At 65.9% G+C, this 15,449-nt stretch carries 18 protein-coding genes and 1 pseudogene; 11 read left to right on the top strand and 8 right to left on the bottom strand.

The features are described from left to right. From N0D28_RS09110 to N0D28_RS09085, 6 genes are all read left to right on the top strand, one after another. Positions 1–756 carry an alpha/beta hydrolase family protein gene (locus N0D28_RS09110; RefSeq protein ID WP_260559219.1) on the top strand — a complete coding sequence of 252 codons (756 nt, stop codon included), beginning with the start codon at positions 1–3 and terminating at the stop codon, positions 754–756. 269 nt (positions 757–1,025) lie between these two features. Further along, the gene (locus tag N0D28_RS09105; protein WP_260559218.1) at positions 1,026–2,054 is read left to right on the top strand and encodes an ABC transporter ATP-binding protein; all 1,029 of its coding nucleotides are present in this window, start codon (positions 1,026–1,028) and stop codon (positions 2,052–2,054) included. After that, complete coding sequence (locus tag N0D28_RS09100) at positions 2,051–2,869, top strand: ABC transporter permease (RefSeq protein ID WP_260559217.1); 819 nt, start codon at positions 2,051–2,053, stop codon at positions 2,867–2,869. Before N0D28_RS09105 ends, N0D28_RS09100 begins: the two co-directional genes overlap by 4 nt. 247 nt (positions 2,870–3,116) lie before the next feature. Continuing rightward, complete coding sequence (locus N0D28_RS09095) at positions 3,117–3,902, top strand: ABC transporter permease (RefSeq protein ID WP_260559216.1); 786 nt, start codon at positions 3,117–3,119, stop codon at positions 3,900–3,902. Between the two features lie 41 nt (positions 3,903–3,943). Continuing rightward, the gene (locus tag N0D28_RS09090; RefSeq protein WP_260559215.1) at positions 3,944–4,354 is read left to right on the top strand and encodes a globin domain-containing protein; all 411 of its coding nucleotides are present in this window, start codon (positions 3,944–3,946) and stop codon (positions 4,352–4,354) included. After that, complete coding sequence (locus tag N0D28_RS09085) at positions 4,354–5,541, top strand: amidohydrolase family protein (protein ID WP_260559214.1); 1,188 nt, start codon at positions 4,354–4,356, stop codon at positions 5,539–5,541. Before N0D28_RS09090 ends, N0D28_RS09085 begins: the two co-directional genes overlap by 1 nt. Positions 5,542–5,597: 56 nt before the next feature. On the opposite strand, the gene N0D28_RS09080 is transcribed toward N0D28_RS09085, so the two are convergent. Together N0D28_RS09080 and rsr are read right to left on the bottom strand one after the other, a co-directional pair. Continuing rightward, positions 5,598–6,110, bottom strand: a complete 513-nt coding sequence (locus tag N0D28_RS09080) for a hypothetical protein (protein ID WP_260559213.1) — start codon at positions 6,108–6,110, stop codon at positions 5,598–5,600. Between the two features lie 112 nt (positions 6,111–6,222). Further along, positions 6,223–7,854 (bottom strand): RNA-binding protein Rsr, encoded by a 1,632-nt coding sequence (gene rsr, locus N0D28_RS09075; protein ID WP_260559212.1) that lies wholly within the window; start codon positions 7,852–7,854, stop codon positions 6,223–6,225. Positions 7,855–8,550: 696 nt separating this feature from the next. Between rsr and N0D28_RS09070 the strand changes: the two genes are divergently transcribed. The 5 genes from N0D28_RS09070 to N0D28_RS09050 are packed head-to-tail and all read left to right on the top strand — an operon-like array spanning position 8,551 to position 11,545. Next, positions 8,551–9,018: a GNAT family N-acetyltransferase gene (locus N0D28_RS09070; RefSeq protein WP_260559211.1), complete on the top strand. Its 468-nt coding sequence runs from the start codon at positions 8,551–8,553 to the stop codon at positions 9,016–9,018. 9 nt (positions 9,019–9,027) lie between these two features. After that, positions 9,028–9,264, top strand: a complete 237-nt coding sequence (locus tag N0D28_RS09065; RefSeq protein WP_260559210.1) for a hypothetical protein — start codon at positions 9,028–9,030, stop codon at positions 9,262–9,264. Positions 9,265–9,312: 48 nt separating this feature from the next. Continuing rightward, a complete protein-coding gene (locus tag N0D28_RS09060) occupies positions 9,313–10,119 on the top strand; it encodes a DNA/RNA non-specific endonuclease (RefSeq protein ID WP_260559209.1) in 807 nt (268 codons plus the stop codon). 15 nt (positions 10,120–10,134) lie between these two features. Continuing rightward, on the top strand, positions 10,135–11,250 hold the full coding sequence (locus N0D28_RS09055; protein WP_260559208.1) for a low temperature requirement protein A: 1,116 nt from the start codon (positions 10,135–10,137) through the stop codon (positions 11,248–11,250). Beyond that, on the top strand, positions 11,234–11,545 hold the full coding sequence (locus N0D28_RS09050) for a YkgJ family cysteine cluster protein (RefSeq protein WP_376777613.1): 312 nt from the start codon (positions 11,234–11,236) through the stop codon (positions 11,543–11,545). The genes N0D28_RS09055 and N0D28_RS09050 overlap by 17 nt, the downstream gene beginning before the upstream one ends. A 47-nt stretch (positions 11,546–11,592) precedes the next feature. Here N0D28_RS09050 and N0D28_RS09045 read toward each other — a convergent pair. From N0D28_RS09045 to N0D28_RS09020, 6 genes and pseudogenes are all read right to left on the bottom strand, one after another. Beyond that, a pseudogene (locus tag N0D28_RS09045) lies at positions 11,593–12,390 on the bottom strand (IS5 family transposase). 61 nt (positions 12,391–12,451) lie between these two features. Next, complete coding sequence (coaE, locus tag N0D28_RS09040) at positions 12,452–13,057, bottom strand: dephospho-CoA kinase (protein ID WP_260559206.1); 606 nt, start codon at positions 13,055–13,057, stop codon at positions 12,452–12,454. Between the two features lie 29 nt (positions 13,058–13,086). Beyond that, positions 13,087–13,545: a divergent PAP2 family protein gene (locus N0D28_RS09035; RefSeq protein ID WP_260559205.1), complete on the bottom strand. Its 459-nt coding sequence runs from the start codon at positions 13,543–13,545 to the stop codon at positions 13,087–13,089. Positions 13,546–13,625: 80 nt separating this feature from the next. Beyond that, complete coding sequence (locus N0D28_RS09030; RefSeq protein WP_260559204.1) at positions 13,626–14,522, bottom strand: bifunctional 5,10-methylenetetrahydrofolate dehydrogenase/5,10-methenyltetrahydrofolate cyclohydrolase; 897 nt, start codon at positions 14,520–14,522, stop codon at positions 13,626–13,628. Then, the gene (gene nusB, locus N0D28_RS09025) at positions 14,519–15,037 is read right to left on the bottom strand and encodes a transcription antitermination factor NusB (protein ID WP_260559203.1); all 519 of its coding nucleotides are present in this window, start codon (positions 15,035–15,037) and stop codon (positions 14,519–14,521) included. Before nusB ends, N0D28_RS09030 begins: the two co-directional genes overlap by 4 nt. Further along, positions 15,034–15,447: an Asp23/Gls24 family envelope stress response protein gene (locus N0D28_RS09020; protein WP_260559202.1), complete on the bottom strand. Its 414-nt coding sequence runs from the start codon at positions 15,445–15,447 to the stop codon at positions 15,034–15,036. The genes nusB and N0D28_RS09020 overlap by 4 nt, the downstream gene beginning before the upstream one ends. Positions 15,448–15,449: the final 2 nt, after the last annotated feature.

The raw sequence follows: 15,449 nt of genomic DNA, 5'->3' as shown, positions 1-15,449 counted from the left end.
ATGGAAACCTTCGCTTCCTTCAAAGTCGGCGGCCAGCGCATCTACGGCATGGTTCACCTGCCCGAACCCGATCTCAACGGCATCCCCAGACCCGCCCACGGCTTTCCTGGCGTCGTCATTTTGCACGGCTTCACCGGCAACCGGGGCGGCGATCACCGTTTGCTGCCGCTGCTGTCGCGCTATCTGGCCGACCGGGGCGTCGCCTCGCTGCGCTTTGACTTCCGGGGCAGCGGCGAGTCGGAAGGCGACTTTTCCGAGATGACCGTCAGCCGCGAGGTGGAGGACGCCGTCGCAGGATTCGAGTACTTCAAGGACCTGCCGGAGATCGACCCGGAACGCGCCATGCTGCTGGGCTTCTCGATGGGCGGACTGGTCGCGGCCCTCACCGCGCCGCAAGTGCGGCCGCACCGGTTGGCACTGTGGGCACCCGCACTGCCGGAACTGTGGCTGAAGATGCTGCCGGGAGGCTATGTGCCGCCCGCCATCCTGGATCAGGGCGGCTGGCCGATTGGCCGCGAATTTTTTCTGGAAATGCCGCGCCTGGACCCGCTCAAGGCTGCCGGGCAATACCGGGGGCAGGCGAAGGTCTTTCACGGCGACGCCGATACGTCGGTGCCGCCTGAAATGGGCAGGCGCTACGCCCAGGCGCTCGGCTGCGACTGCGTGGCGATTCCGAACGGCACACACACTTTTGAGAGCATTCCCAGCACCGAGATGCTGTACAGGGTCACGGGAGAGTTCTTGCTGGGAGAATGAGGCGGCTTGTCGCTCATGTTGTGATCAGTCAGCAGAGGAAAATCAGGGAGGATTCCAGTCCACCGTACTGAACCCACTACCAGTTCAGCGCTGAATTACGGCGAGTAGCGGGATCGCGGACGGGTGCTTCAGCCGTCTCCTGACCTCGCCTGACCCCGAAGGCGACGCGCCTGACATCGTGGAACATGAACCGGAACTTGCACCTGAAGCACCGCTCAGCCATTTCGCCTACAGCCCACCCCAGCCCGACCCGCTAAGCTGTCAAGCACATGCCCACGCCCTCTTCGGACCCCAGCGTAACCGTGCGGGCTGACCATCTCCGCAAAGCGTACACCGTCACCGAGAAAGAACCCGGCTTTCTGGGCAGCCTACGCGCCTTCGTGCGGCCCAAAACGCGCACGGTGGAGGCGGTCAAGGGGATTAGCTTTGAGCTGACGGGCGGCGAGATGGTGGGCTTCCTCGGCCCCAACGGCGCAGGCAAGACAACCACCTTGAAAATGCTCTCAGGGCTGCTGCACCCGACCTCCGGCACGGCGACGGTGCAGGGCCACACCCCGCAGAAGCGCGAGACGGCCTTCCTCAAGCAGATCACGCTGGTCATGGGCCAGAAACAGCAACTGATCTGGGATTTGCCCGCCCAGGACAGCTTTCTGGTCAATCAGGCGATCTACGAGATCAGCGATACCGAGTACAGAGCCACCATGCGCGAGTTCGACGAGGTGCTGGATCTGTCGGGCATTCTCAGCAAGCAGGTTCGCAAACTCTCACTGGGTGAGCGGATGAAGTGCGAGCTGGCCGCCGCGCTGCTGCACCGCCCCAAGGTTCTCTTTCTGGACGAACCGACCATCGGCCTGGACGTGAACATGCAGGAGCGCATCCGCGAATTCGTGCGCGAGTACAACGCCCGCTTCAACGCCACCGTGATGCTGACGAGTCACTACATGGCCGACGTGACGGCCCTGTGCCAGCGGATTCTGGTGATCGACGGCGGCGAACTGGTCTTTGATGGCGACCTCTCGGCCCTGACCTCCGGCCCCGACGCCCGCAAGACCGTGAAATTGCAACTCTCGCAGCCGACCACCGCCGCCCGTCTCTCAGAATACGGCGAACTGATCCGCCTGGACGGCCTGGACGTGGAACTGACGGTGCCCCGAAGTGAAGTCAGCGCCCGCGCCGCTGCGCTGCTGACGCATTTTGAGGTGGCCGACCTGACGGTGGAAGACCCGCCAATCGAGCAGGTCATCGGGCAACTGTTCCGAAGCGAGCGCAAACCCGAGCCCGTTGAGGCCCTGGCATGACCCCTCTGAGCTGGCGTCACACCTGGCGCAAGTTCAGAGTCTTGATGGCGACCCAGTTTGCCCACATGACTGTCTACCGGGCCGAAATCGTCATCTGGATGCTGTCGGGTACGCTGAGTCTGATCATGGGCCTGATCTGGATGCAGCAGGCCGCTTCCGCGCCGGGCGGCGAGATCGGCGGCTATACGGCCCGCGATTTTGCCTCCTACTTCATCGCCACCTGGGGCACGGCGCAGGTGCTGGTGGTGTGGGTGGCCTGGGAACTGAGTTTCGACGTGCGGCAGGGAACCTTGTCCCCCAAGCTGCTGCGCCCGATTGACCCGTTCTGGATGCACTACGTCGGGCACTGGGCCGAGCGCATCGTGCGGCTGCCGCTGATGTTCGTGCTGCTGGTCATTTTTGCCATGCTGACTGGAGCCAGCTACACGACTCAGGTCTCGCACTGGTTGGTCTACCTGCTGCTGGTGCCGCTGGCCTTTACCCTGCGCTTCTTTATGGAGTACTGCATCGGCCTGCTGGCCTTCTGGTTCGAGGCCGCCGAGAACTTTCAGGAGCTCATCTGGGTGCTGTACGCCGCGCTGGGCGGACTGCTGGCCCCGCTGAGCCTGTATCCGGCGGCGGTGCAGAAGGTGGCCGCCTTCACGCCGTTTCCCTACATGCTGGGTCTCCCCTGCGATCTGTTGACCGGCAAGGCCACCTTAAGCGACGCCCTGCGTGGATTCTTCATTTTGCTGACCTGGACAGTGGGTCTGGGACTGCTGCGGGTCTGGATGTGGCGCAAAGGGGTCAGGAAGTACGGGGCGGTGGGAGCGTGAGGGGACCGGCAACCGCCTTGCTCACTCACCCCCTCTCCTGCGAAACTTTACAGGCCCCAGCCTTCACGCCGCCGCGTGCCGTTCCCTTTGAAGGGACGGAGCGGAAAGCGAAACTCTCGTTTCCCTTCTTCCGCCTTAGAGAGAAGACGGCCAGAGGGGTTGAGGAGTGGCGTCCTCATGAGCGTCCGTTCGCGACGAGCGGTGAGCGCAGCGAACATGCTCTTCTTATAAGCCGCCACAGGCCCGCATGAGATTCTTCCGCCTCCTGCGCATCTACCTCTCGGCCAGCCTGAGCGTGCAACTGGCGTACCGGGCCAATTTTGTCGCTGCCCTCCTCAGCAGCTTCGCCAACCTCGCCACCGGACTGCTGGGCGTGCTGCTCTTTTACAGCCGTCCCGAGATCAAGGAACTGGGCGGCTGGAACCTGGAAAGTGCCTTGATAGTGGTGGGCTTCTTCACGCTCACCGAGGGGGTCATCAGCGTCTGGCTGCGGCCCAACTTGACCCAGCTCTCGGAGGGCATCCGCACTGGCACGCTGGACTTCTTGCTGCTCAAGCCGGTCGACGCGCAGTTTCAGCTCTCGGCCCGCAACCTGAATTTACTGCGGCTGCCCGACATGCTGCTGGGCCTGGGATTGATCGTCTGGGCGGGAGCAGCACTCGGCACGGTGACGCTGGGCGGAGCGCTGCTGGCTGCCGTGCTGTATCTCAGCGCCATGACGATGGTCTACGCCATCTGGTTCATGCTCAACACCACCGCCTTCTGGCTGGTCAACGTCCAGAATGTCACCGAGCTGTTTCAGGGCGTCTTCAGCGCCGGGCGCTACCCCTTGCAGGCGCTGCCACTGTGGATTCGCCCGGTGCTGACCTTCGTAATTCCGGTGGCCTTCATCACGACCATTCCGGCCCAGGCGCTGCGCGGCGAGCTGGGCACGGCGGCCCTGTTCAGTCCGCTTGTGGCGCTCATTTTGCTGGTGATCTGCCGCGTGCTGTGGTTGCGGGCACTGGGCAGTTATACGAGTGCCAGCAGTTGAGCGCCATGAATGAAGGCCGCCGCCTGCGCTAGCCTCAGCCCATGACCGCGCCCCTTCACCTCGCCGCCAGTCCGGAAGAGACCCTCTACAGCCGCATCGGCCCCGCCACCTTGCACGATCTGGTCACGCGCTTTTACGGCCTGGTGGCCCAGCACCCCGAGCTGATTCCCATTTTCCCCGCCGATCTCAGCCTCACGGCCCGCAAGCAGGAAGCCTTCCTGAGCGGCCTTCTGGGTGGGCCACCGCTGTACCACCAGGAGTTCGGCCCGCCCCGGCTGCGGGCGCGGCACCTGCCATTTGAGATCACGCCGACGCGGGCGCGGGCCTGGCTCAGTTGCATGAACGCCGCCATGCGCCGGACGCCCGACCTGAAGCCCGAGGACGCCGCCGAACTCTTCGCCGCACTGACCCGCACCGCCGCCGCGATGGTCAACACCCCGGAGCCGGAATAATGAGCGAGCTGGAACTGATTCAGGCGGACATTCTGTACACCGGCATGGGCCTGCCAATCCGAAACGGGGCCGTTGTCATCGGAGGGCAGACCATTGCCGCCGCAGGCAAGCTGGACGCCCTGAGTGCCCAGTACCCGCAGGCCGAGCCGCGCCACACGGTGAACGTGATCGCCCCGCTCCCGGTCAACGCCCACGCGCATCTGGACATGTCGGACTACGCGTTTCAGGCGCTGCCGTACTTCCAGTGGATTCCCGAAGTGGTCATCGCCGGGAGGCTCTCACGTGGACTGGCGGGCGCGAAAAAGGGGCTGGCGCAGGTGCGGGCCAGCGGCGCGGCGGCCCTGGGCGACATCGTGTGGCCGGGCACGCCGGAAGTGATGGACTGGCTGCTGAGCGAAGCCGATATGGGCGGCGTGGCGTACTGGGAGGTGCTTGATCCCAACCCCACCACTGCCGAACAGACCTTCGCGCAGGTTGTTCAGGATGTGGCCCGCTTCCGAAAGCTGGAACGCCCCGGCGGGATGCGGCTGGGCCTCTCACCACATGCGACGCACACCGTATCAAGCAGGTTGCACCGCCTACTGGCCGACTTCGCCCGGCGCGAGAACCTGCCGCTGCAAATCCACGTGGCCGAGCACCCCAGTGAGCTGGAGCTGTTTGCAAGCGGCACGGGACCACTGGCCGAGAGCTTTGCCCGGATGGTTCAGTTCAGCTCGCCGGGCCTGACCTTGCCGGAAGTGCTGGGCCGCCCTCCCACGCCGGGGCTGACGCCAGTGTCGTATCTGGCTGAACTCGGCGTACTGGACGCCCGGCCCACCCTGATTCATATGGTCAACGTGACGGACGAGGACATTCGCACGGTGGCGCAGGCGGGCGCAAATGTCGTGACCTGTCCGCGCAGCAACGCCAACTTGCAGTGCGGCACCTTTCGCTGGGCCGACTTCGTGGCGGCGGGCGTGGACGTGGCCCTGGGCACCGACAGCGTGGCGAGCGGCGAGACGCTCAACATTTTTGACGAGATCGCGGCGGCGCGGCGCATCCACACGGACCTGGACCCACGCCTGATCGTGCGGGCGGCGGTCAAGGGCGGGCACAGGATCATGAATCAATATGGTCTGCGCAGTAAAGCACCCTTCCTGCGCCGGGGCGAGGCGTGGGACGAGCGCTTCGTGTGGCCTTCAGTCTGAGCTGACCGCAAAAAACCGGGCGCGTGGCCCGGCAATGAGGGTGGGTTGAGCTGAGGTCAGGGCGTGGTCGGCGGCGTTGGCGGGTCAGTCGGCGTGGCCGTGCAGGTGCCGCGCTGAACATTGGAATCGTTCTGACGCTGCAAGGTCAGCACGCCGGTCAGCGGCAGGCTCTCGCTGTTCAGCACCAGGCACTCGTACTGATCCACGCCGCCGCCCGCCGCCGCCACGTTCCAGACGAAGCGGGTCTTCTTGAGCTGGTCGCTGTTGGTATAGGAGGTGTACTGGTATTCGCCGCTCTGCACCTGGGCCGCGTTCACCTGATCGGCCACGCTAAGGGTGCCCTTGCCATTCTGCACCTCGACCAGGCGCGGCACCGACAGCGTTTTACTGACACTCTGACTGGCGAGTTGCCCGCTGACGGCCCAGGTCTGACCGACCAGGAGTGGTCCAGCCCGACTGGGAGAGGAAGTATCGATCACGTTGCCCAGGTTGAGGGTGGGCGCGCAGGCGCTCAGGGTCAGGCCGCATAGCAAAGCAGGCCAGACAACGGACAGCGGACGTTTGGGCATGGCCCCAGCATACGGGCCACAGGTGAGAAGGAAGATGAGGAAGCTGACCGGGGGCTCCGGCTCAGCGGCCTGACGCAACGAACTACTGCAACGACCGGAGCCTTCAGACGCTTCAGAGTTCGCCGCGTGCGAAGGCGCTCATCAGGTCGGGGGCAGCGGTGTCGAAGCCCACCACGTCGAGCATGTCGCTTCTGTGCGGGTCGGCGACGCTGAACTGGGTGGCCGTCAACCCGACCACGATCAGGCGGGCGGCCAGGCCAGTGCGCTGACGGTATTGGTCCAGCGCGGCGCTCGGGTGAACCGTTCCGGCCCAGGTCTCGTTGTCGGTGTAGACGACGAAGGTGTCCACGTCCACGTTCGCCTGCGCCGCCCAGCGCATCGGCTGAGCGCAGTCGGTGGCCCCGAAGCTGGCCGACTGGGCTTTTCGCATGGCCGCCTCCAGGGTGTCGCGCGGCGTGATGCCCAGCGCCCGGAACTGATCGGCAAAACCCATCGTGAGGGCCTCGGGTTCGGTTCTCAGCGCCAGCATGCCCATGGCCGCCGCCGCCATATTGGGCGTCAGGCCCGGCACGCCTGCCACCTCGCCCCAGGTCATCGAGCCGCTGACATCCAGCGCCAGCAGATGCCGCGTTCCGGCGGGCCGTACCTGCCCGAAAGCAGTGTGAAACGCTTCTTCCAGTGCGTCCACCACACGCGGTACCGGCAGCCAGCTACTATTGCCGCGCACACCCCGGCCCGCCGCGTAGACCAGCCGCGCCTTGAGGGTGTCGAGCGGGTGAATGCGGCCCCGTGCCAGCGCCAGCGGGTCGGTCAGGCGGGCCACCACCGCGCCCACCAATTCGCGGTCATTGACGCTCAGTACCCCCACCCGGCTGAGGTTGCCGAGGTTTCGCAGCAGCCAGGTCAGCCCGTTGGTCTGCATGGCCGCCCGGTAGACCTCGGGACCACGCAGGTGGGTCGGCACGCCCTCGATGGGCAGGCCGTAGGCGAGCATCAAACGTGCAGCGGCTTCGTCGGTTGGCGCTTGCTGCACCAAACTGTGTCCCTCGATGACGCGCAAAGCCGGAGCGTCGGCGTCGGGGGGCGGCACCAGGTCGCCGCTGACCATGAATTTCAGAACGGCGTTGCGAACCGGATCGGCGGTCTTTGGGTGCGCGAGGCGCAGCGCGTCGGCCTGCGTCCAGCCGTCCCGGCCCTTATATTTGACGGCCCAGAGTGCCAGTCTGTTCACGTCCAGGGTCTCGTAGACGTTCGCCACGCCCCGGCGGGTCAGCCGCCCCCAGCCGCCGAGGGCCTTCACGAACGCCAGAAAATGCAGCAGCATGGTACCGGTGCGGGCCACCTCGGGCAGCGCCCGCCAGGCTGCCTGCCGGTCCGCCACATCGGGAGCTGTTTTGGCAATTAGGGCCAGCACCAGCAGCGCCGGGTCGGGCCGGAGCGCACGTCCAGCGCGCACCACGTCCAGCATGATCCGCAGGGCCAGGGCCGCGTCGCACTCAACCAGCTCGCGCAGAAAGTCGGTGGCCTGCACGGTGTGGGCCTGCGCTCCGGCATAAAAGGTGCCGCCGTCGCTGCCCAGCACCAGAAAGCGGGTCAGCCGGGCCGCGTCGCCCAGGGCGTAGACGAAGCCGCCCGCATTGTTCTTGACCTGACGCGCGTCGAGCGGACGATGCTGGCCGCGCTGGAGGGGGTTGACGGCGCTGAGCAGGGTCTTTAAGGCAGAGTTCTTTGCGGCGTCGGTCATGCGGGCGGCCCTCCTTGGGTGGGCAAAAAGAAGTCAGGGCAAGCGTGGCCCGTAAAAAGACACGGCAAAAGACAGCACGCGGAGGTGGCATGGGGAGGACCCGAATCCACGATCCTGCCATGAGAAGTGGTCATCCTCGCCGCTCCGGTCCAGCCCAGGAGGCCGACAAGAGGAGGCCGGACACACGTTCTGACCGGCTGAGCGCGCACGCCACAATTGAAGTGCCGATCTGTCCCGCACTGCGTTGAAGTGTTGTTGAAGCGGAAAACAGCTTGGCCTGCGCAGCACGTTCAGGGCAAGGGTTCTGGTCACGAAAGGAGAGGAGCCAGTCCGGGCCGGAAAACGCAGCCCGGCGCAGTTGAATGGTCTGCCCGGCTCCCAGGCGTGCCGACGCGGCGACCATTGGCTGTATGTGGGGGTAACCGTGACCATTTCGGCCCTGAACGCCGACAAGCAAGCAAAAAGTTGACCGGACAAGGAACGGAACAGGGGGGCATTTTTTCAAGAAATAACCCTGAACCTTCGGCCCGGCCAAACAACTGGAGGCAATTTGAATCAGGGGCCGCTCCGGAGTGTCTGCACCGCGCCTGCCCCTGATTGCCCGGTCAGTCTAGCTTCGCGCGGCGAGGCTGCCTATTGGCCGTGTGGCGCAGTACCGGGCTAAGCCAATCGGCTCAGGGCGCACTACACTGGGCCATGCTGCTGACCCTGACACCCGACGACGCCCGCGCCCACCGACTGATGGCCGAGCAGCAGCGTGAACTCCGGCAGCTCTACCACGACACCGACGAACGCACCGAGCCGTTCGACCCGGCCTCACTCGCGGGCGGCGTACTGCTCGGCTGGGAGGAGGACGGCGAACTGCTGGCGATTGGCGGCCTCAAACCGCTGGAAGTTGACGACACTCAGCTGAGGTCAGCTGAGATCAAGCGGATGTACACGCAGCCGGGGGCACGGGGGCGCAAGCTGGGCCGCGCCATGCTGGACGGCCTGATCATCTGGGCACGTGAACACGGCCTGGAACAGGTGGTCCTGGAAACCGGCGACCTTCAGATGGCGGCGATTGGCCTCTATGAAAGCGCGGGCTTTGAGCGCATTCCCAACTTCGGTTACTACGTCGGCGTCGAGAACAGTTGGTGCTACGGCCTCGACCTGGAGGCCTGACGAAGAAGAGTGAGTCGGCCGCAGGTGGATGCGCTGACGCCGCCGCACCGGGCCGCCGAGCTTCGGCGCAAGTTCGGTGTGGAGACGCGAGAGGTCGCTCAGGCATTTGAGGAAGTTCGCGCTCCCAGCGGGCAAATTCTCGGGGCGATTGTCTTGCTGGCCCGGCGTCAAGGCGACATTCACGCCCTGGCGAATGCATACCGCGCCGCGCTCGCTGCCGCCACCGTGAAAGAGGAACGCGGGTGAACCCGCTCGGCCCTTCCGGTCAGCGCTGAACCGCTACCATACGGGCACATGAAGCCGCTTGCAAAATCTTCTGTCTCTAAACAGCTCTGGAGCGCCGCCGCGCTCCTGCTGCTCAGCGCCGTGCTGGTCGGCTGCCCCAAGCAGAGCACCGGGACGACCAGCGGCGACAACTGCATTGACGAGTTCGCCGACGGCTCACCCAAGGCTCCGGTCAGCACCGTCGTTCTGTGCCGCGCCGAGTACATCAGCGTCTACGATCCGGCCAGAAAGGTGCCGCTGCTGGTGGCCGAGAAACTGCAACCCGCCGAGTTCGACGGCTCAGTCAGCCGCGCCGACAACTTCCAGCAGGACCCCGACCTGGCCGAGTCGCAGAGCGCGGGGCTGAACGATTACCGCAAGTCCGGCTACGCGCGCGGCCACATGGCTCCCGCCGCCGACTTCACCAGCACCGACGAGGCCATGAACCAGTCGTTTTACTTATCGAACATGGTGCCGCAGGACAGCGGCATGAACAGCGGCATCTGGGCCAGCCTGGAGAGCGCGACCCGCTCATGCGCCAAGCAACTCGGCAGCGTGTACGTCATGACTGGGCCAATTTTCGAGGGCAAGCCCAAGACCATCGGCAGCGATCAGGTGGCGGTGCCGAGTTCGATCTACAAGATCGTGGTCCACGGCAACGCGGCCCGCGCCTTTCTGATGCCCAACCGCAAGCTTCCTCCGGCCCGCAGCAACTTCACCCGCTATGAGGTCACGGTGAACGAGGTGCAGCGGGCCACCGGCCTGACCTTCTTTCCCGGCGGCAACGTCAACTTGCAGGCGCACGCCAGTTTCTGCGGCGGCAGCTACGGCAGCTAACCTGCCGGGCATGCCGTGACAGCGGCCCAGCCCGGCGCTTCGCATCCGCCGGTCAGCACGCTGGAACTGTTTCTCGATCTGGTGTTCGTCTTCACCGTGACCCAGATCACCAGTCTGGTGGTGCATCCGCACGGCGCGGTGGACTACCTGCGGGCCAGCTTGGTGCTGCTGATCGTCTGGTGGATGTACAGCGGCTACATCTGGCTCACCAACAATGTCGGCACCGACAGGACGGCCTACCGCCTGCTGATGTTCGGCGGCATGGGCGGCTTCCTGCTGATGGCGCTGAGTATTCCGCACGCTTTCGGCGGGGCGGGCATGGTCTTCGCGCTGGGCTACCTTGCCGTCACCCTGATTCACGCCGGACTCTTCAAGCATGCTCCCAACAGCAGCGCCCAGGCGATCCGGGGCATCTTCGGCTATAACTTGGCGGCGGCCTTGCTGCTGCTGCTGGCAGCCCTCCTGCCGGGCCTGGCGCTGGCATGGTGGGGCCTGGCGGTGGGCGTGCTGCTACTCGGCAGTGCGGTGCGGCGCGGGCACGGCTTTCAGCTCCGGCCGGCCCATTTCGCTGAGCGTCACGGCCTGATCCTGATCATCGCGCTGGGCGAGAGCGTGGTCGCCATCGGCGTGGGCGCGGGCAATTCGGCCATCACCTGGCGGCTGGCGCTCGGCGCGCTGCTGGGGCTGGCCCTCAGCGCCGCGCTGTGGTGGAGCTACTTTAGCGGCGACGACGAGCGGGCCGCCAGAGCGCTGGAACGCGCCCCGGCCGAGACGCGTCCACACCTGGCCCTGCGCGGCTTCGGCTTCGGCCACGTGCTGATGATTGCGGGCATCATCGGGCTGGCGGCGGGCGTCAAACTGGTGGTGGGCCACCTCGGCGGCGCTCCCAGCGCGCTGACGGCCTGGAGCCTGGCGGGCGGGGTCAGTCTCTACCTGCTCGGCGACGTGCTGTTCCGGCAGGTGGTGGGCATCGGCCGCGCCCCAACCCGACTCGTTTTTGCCATGCTGGCCCTGCTGAGTGCGCCGATTGGCCTGCTGGGCGGCGGACTGCTTCAGCTGGCCGTACTGGTGGCGCTGCTGGTGGGGCTGCTATGGCTGGAAGAGAGGCGGGATGATGCCCAACCTGCCTGATCTCTTCGGCGCTCCTCCCGAGTACCCACCGCGCAGCATCTGGCAGCGGGCCTGCTCGGGCTGCGGGGCCTGCTGCGCGGCTCCCGATATCGCGGCGCTGGGCAAGCCGCTGGGCGTGGCCTGCACCCACCTGGGCGCGGGCTGCCGCTGCCAGATCTACACCGAGCGCCCCCAGGTGTGCCGTAGTTATCAGCCCGACTGGGTGTGCGGTGAGGTTTCGGCCCTGCCGACACTGGCTGCCAGGGTTGAGCGCTTTCTGGAAATTTATGGTCTGGACAGCAGTGGCGAGAGCTGAGCCAGACGGAACAGCACCGTCCTGGACCTTAGAGGCTGGTGGACAGCCTATCCAAGGATGGGCCTGAGTTTAGTCAGTAACAGAACGCAGGCGGCGACGAAGTGGAAGCCGATCAAGGTCGAGGACAGCCGTTCCAGATCACGCCCCAATCGACGAAAGCGCGACAACCACGCCAGCGAACGTTCCACCACCCATCGTTTCGGCAGCAAGACAAATCCCCGTGAAGCGTCCGGACGCTTCACGACGATCAACTCAATATTGCTTTTGCGCGCCGCATTCTGCGCTTGTTCTCCGGTGTAGCCCTGATCGGCAAATACGACCTCCAGCATCCCACCTGTGAGCTCCTGGGCGCTGTGACACAGCGCCTCTACCTGCGCGCGATCCTGTTCGTTGGCCGGCGACGTGGTCAAGGTCAACAGGTGACCCAGCGTATCCACCGCCAGATGGACCTTGGTACCCTTGCGCTTCTTCGCTCCATCGAACCCGGCACGGTGACCACTTTCCGGGGTGCTTTGCAACGTGCGGCTGTCGATGATGATCGCCGTCGGCTCGCCGGCACGTTGCTGTTGAACGCGACTGAGCATCCGTCAGTCGTGTACGGCGTTCTCAAAGCACCCCGCTTCGAACCACCGCTTCGCCTGACTGCGGACCACTTCTGCTGGTGGAAGATCGTGCGGCAGAAATGCCCATTGCGCCCCCGTTCGACTCATCCACAACAACGCATTCAAGACCTCTCGCAGCGGAAATTTCCGCTGCGGGGCATCCTCAGGGGTTAAGGCCAGGTACGGCAATAAAAAGTGGTACGTCTCGTCATCTACATCACTTGGGTACGCACGGCGATCCATCCGTCCAGTTTGCCAGCGACAAAATCATCCCGTCAAACTTCGATTCCCTCTCAACCAGCCTCTAGGGCTTCAGGTCCAGACGTGCCAGCACCGCACCAAGCTGGACGGCCAGGTCCGTTTCGTCTCCCCCATTCTCGATCACCGCGTCGGCCAGTCGGCGTTTTTGTTCGGCAGGCATCTGGGCGGCGTTGCGGGCCAGCACGGCCTCGCGGCTGAGCTGATCACGGGCCATAACCCGCGAGAGGCGCAGCTCCAGGGGCGCATCAATCACCAGCACGGCGTCGAACAGCGCCTGTGAGCCGCCCTCGAACAGCAGCGGCACGTCCTGAACGACGGTCCGCACGCCCGCCTCAGCCGCCGCCGCTTCCAGTTCGGCCAACCGGGCACGCACACGGGGATGGACAATAGCGTTCAGCTTGGCCAGCTCTGCCGGAAAACCGAACACGCGGCCCGACAGCGCAGGGCGGTCCAGCTCTCCGCCGACCACCACACCGGGAAACACGGCCTCGATGGCCTGGAGGGTCTGCGGCTCGCGGGTCACCAGCCGGGCCTGCACGTCGGCGTCGAGCACCGTGAAGCCGCGCTCACGCAGCAGGCGGGCCAGGGTGCTCTTACCCGCGCCAATCGAGCCAGTCAGGCCGATACGTCTGAAAGGGGCCGGAAGCATGTGCGCACTCTAGAGCCTGCCCGGCGACCTCACAGCCAGCGGAAGGCCAGGAATGCCGCCAGCACGCCGATGATGGTGCCGACCAGCACTTCCAGGTAGGTGTGGCCGAGCAGCACCCGCAGCGGCTTGGGCGCAAAGCCCTCGCGGACCACCGCACGCAACTCCTCGACGAGTTCGTTGATCAGTCGTGCCTGCTGGCCGCTGCTGTGGCGCACGCCGGTGGCGTCGTACATCACGATCAGGGCGAAGGTGGTCGCCACCGCAAACAGTGGGCTACCCAGCCCCTCGGTGAGCGCCACGCCCGTCACCAGCGCCGAGACCATCGCGCTGTGGCTGCTGGGCATGCCGCCGGTTTCCAGGGCCTTCTCGGGCCGCCAGCGCCGCTCGACGAGCAAGATCAGCAGCACCTTGACAACCTGCGCCCCGGTACTGGAAAACACAGCGGTCCACAGCCAGCGGTTGCCGAGCAGTTCGGCCAGGGAATTCACGGGCGCTTCCGGTGGAGGGTGCAGGGTGAGGTGTCCACGTCTGGGCGGCATTCTACAGGCTCAGGCATGACAAACAGATGTCAGGACATTGCGGCGGTGCTCACCAGCTCGGTGACCCGTTCGCCCGCTTGCAGGCGCTCGGCGGCCAGCACCGTGTTCATGATCAGCTGGGCCACCGTCATCGGGCCGACACCGCCGGGCACCGGGGTCAGGGCAGCGGCGACTTCGGCCACGTCCGGGTGAACGTCCCCAGCCAGTCTGGCCTTACCGCTCTTGCTCAGGCCGACGCGGTTCACGCCCACGTCGACCACCACTGCGCCGGGACGCACCATCTCCGGGGTGATCAGGTGCGCTTTGCCCACCGCCACCACCAGCAGATCGGCCTGCCGGGTCAGCGAGGCCAGACCTTGCGTGCGCGAGTGGGCTATCGTCACGGTGGCGTCGCGGGCCAGCAACAGGGCAGCCAGCGGCTTGCCGACAATGGTGCTGCGGCCCACGATGACCGCCCACCGACCGGCGATGGGCACCCGGTAGTAATCGAGCAGCGCCACCACCCCGGCAGGCGTGCAGGGCGGCAGGGCGGCGTCCCCGGTCCACAACCGCCCCACATTGACCGGGTGAAAGCCGTCCACGTCTTTTTCCGGGCTGATGGCCTCCAGCACCGCGCCGCTGCCGATGTGGGCGGGCAGCGGCAACTGCACCAGCAGGCCGCTTACGGCGGGGTCGGCGTTGAGGCGCTCGATCAGGGCCAGCAGCTCGGGCTGGGTGGTCGTGTCCGGCAGGGCGTGAACGGTGCTGCCCAGGCCGACTTCCAACGCCTTCCTTTCCTTGAGACTGACATAGCTGACGCTGGCCGGGTCCTCGCCCAGCCGGACGACGTGCAGCTCGGGGCGGTGCGGCAGCCGGGCGGCACGGTCTCGGGCCTCGTCGAGCAGCGCCTGGGCAGCGGGCGGACCGGAGAGAATGGCCGCGCTCAACGCTCCGCCTCGGTGACCTCTTGCTGCGGAGTGGCCTCTTCCTGCGGCGCTGAGCTGGCCTCCAGACTGCGCGACAGCCCGCCCAGCACCCCGTTGACGAAGCGGCCCGAGTCGTCGCCGCCGAACTTGCGGGCAATTCGCACGGCGCTCTCGATGACCGGCGGGTGGGCTTCCCGGGTGTGAATCATCTCGAAGACCGCCAGCCGCAGCACGTTGAGATCGGTTTGGGCCATCTGCTCGAAGCTCCAGCCGCGAATGGTGCGCTGCAACAGGTCGTTGATCGCCGCCTCGTGCTGCTGGTAGCCGAATACCAGCTCATGCGCGAAGGCCAGCGCCTCGGGATTGAGGTGCGGGTAGGTGTCGTCGCCCGAGAGCATGGCCCCCTCGGCGCGCATGTAGACCTGCTGGAAGGCCAGGCCCCCCTGCCCCGCCTCGAACAGCACCCGGAAGGCGAACTCGCGTGCGGCGCGGCGGGTGCCGACCGGCTGGGCGGCGGCGCGCTCGCGGCGGGTCACGGCTGGCCTGCCGGGGGCTGGACCGGAGACGGCGTCGGCAAACTCAGGCCCTGCACCGTCACGTTGACCGCCTTAACCTTGAGGCCGGTCATCAGCTCGATATTTTCCTGGAGGGCGCGCTGGGCCTGCTGGGCGAGGGCGTGCAGGTTCTTGCCGTACTCGATGGTGAGGCCCACGTCTAAGCTGACCTGCTGGCCCTCGCGGGTGATTTTAAGCGCCCTGGGGCGGCGCGAAGTCGGCAGCTCACCGGCTCCCAGACTACCGAGCGAATCGCTGAGTGAGTCGCTGATCGCCTCGCCCAGCTTGCCGGGACGCGGCGCGGCAGCGGCGGCGATGCTCAGGCCCTGAATGCGCTCCAGGGTGGAGGTGGCGATATCGGTCAGGACATTCTTGCTGATCTCAAGTTCCATAG

It is taken from the genome of Deinococcus rubellus, assembly GCF_025244745.1.
GTDB classification, from domain to species: Bacteria; Deinococcota; Deinococci; order Deinococcales; family Deinococcaceae; genus Deinococcus; species Deinococcus rubellus.
This window is presented reverse-complemented; position numbering and strand designations above follow the sequence as displayed.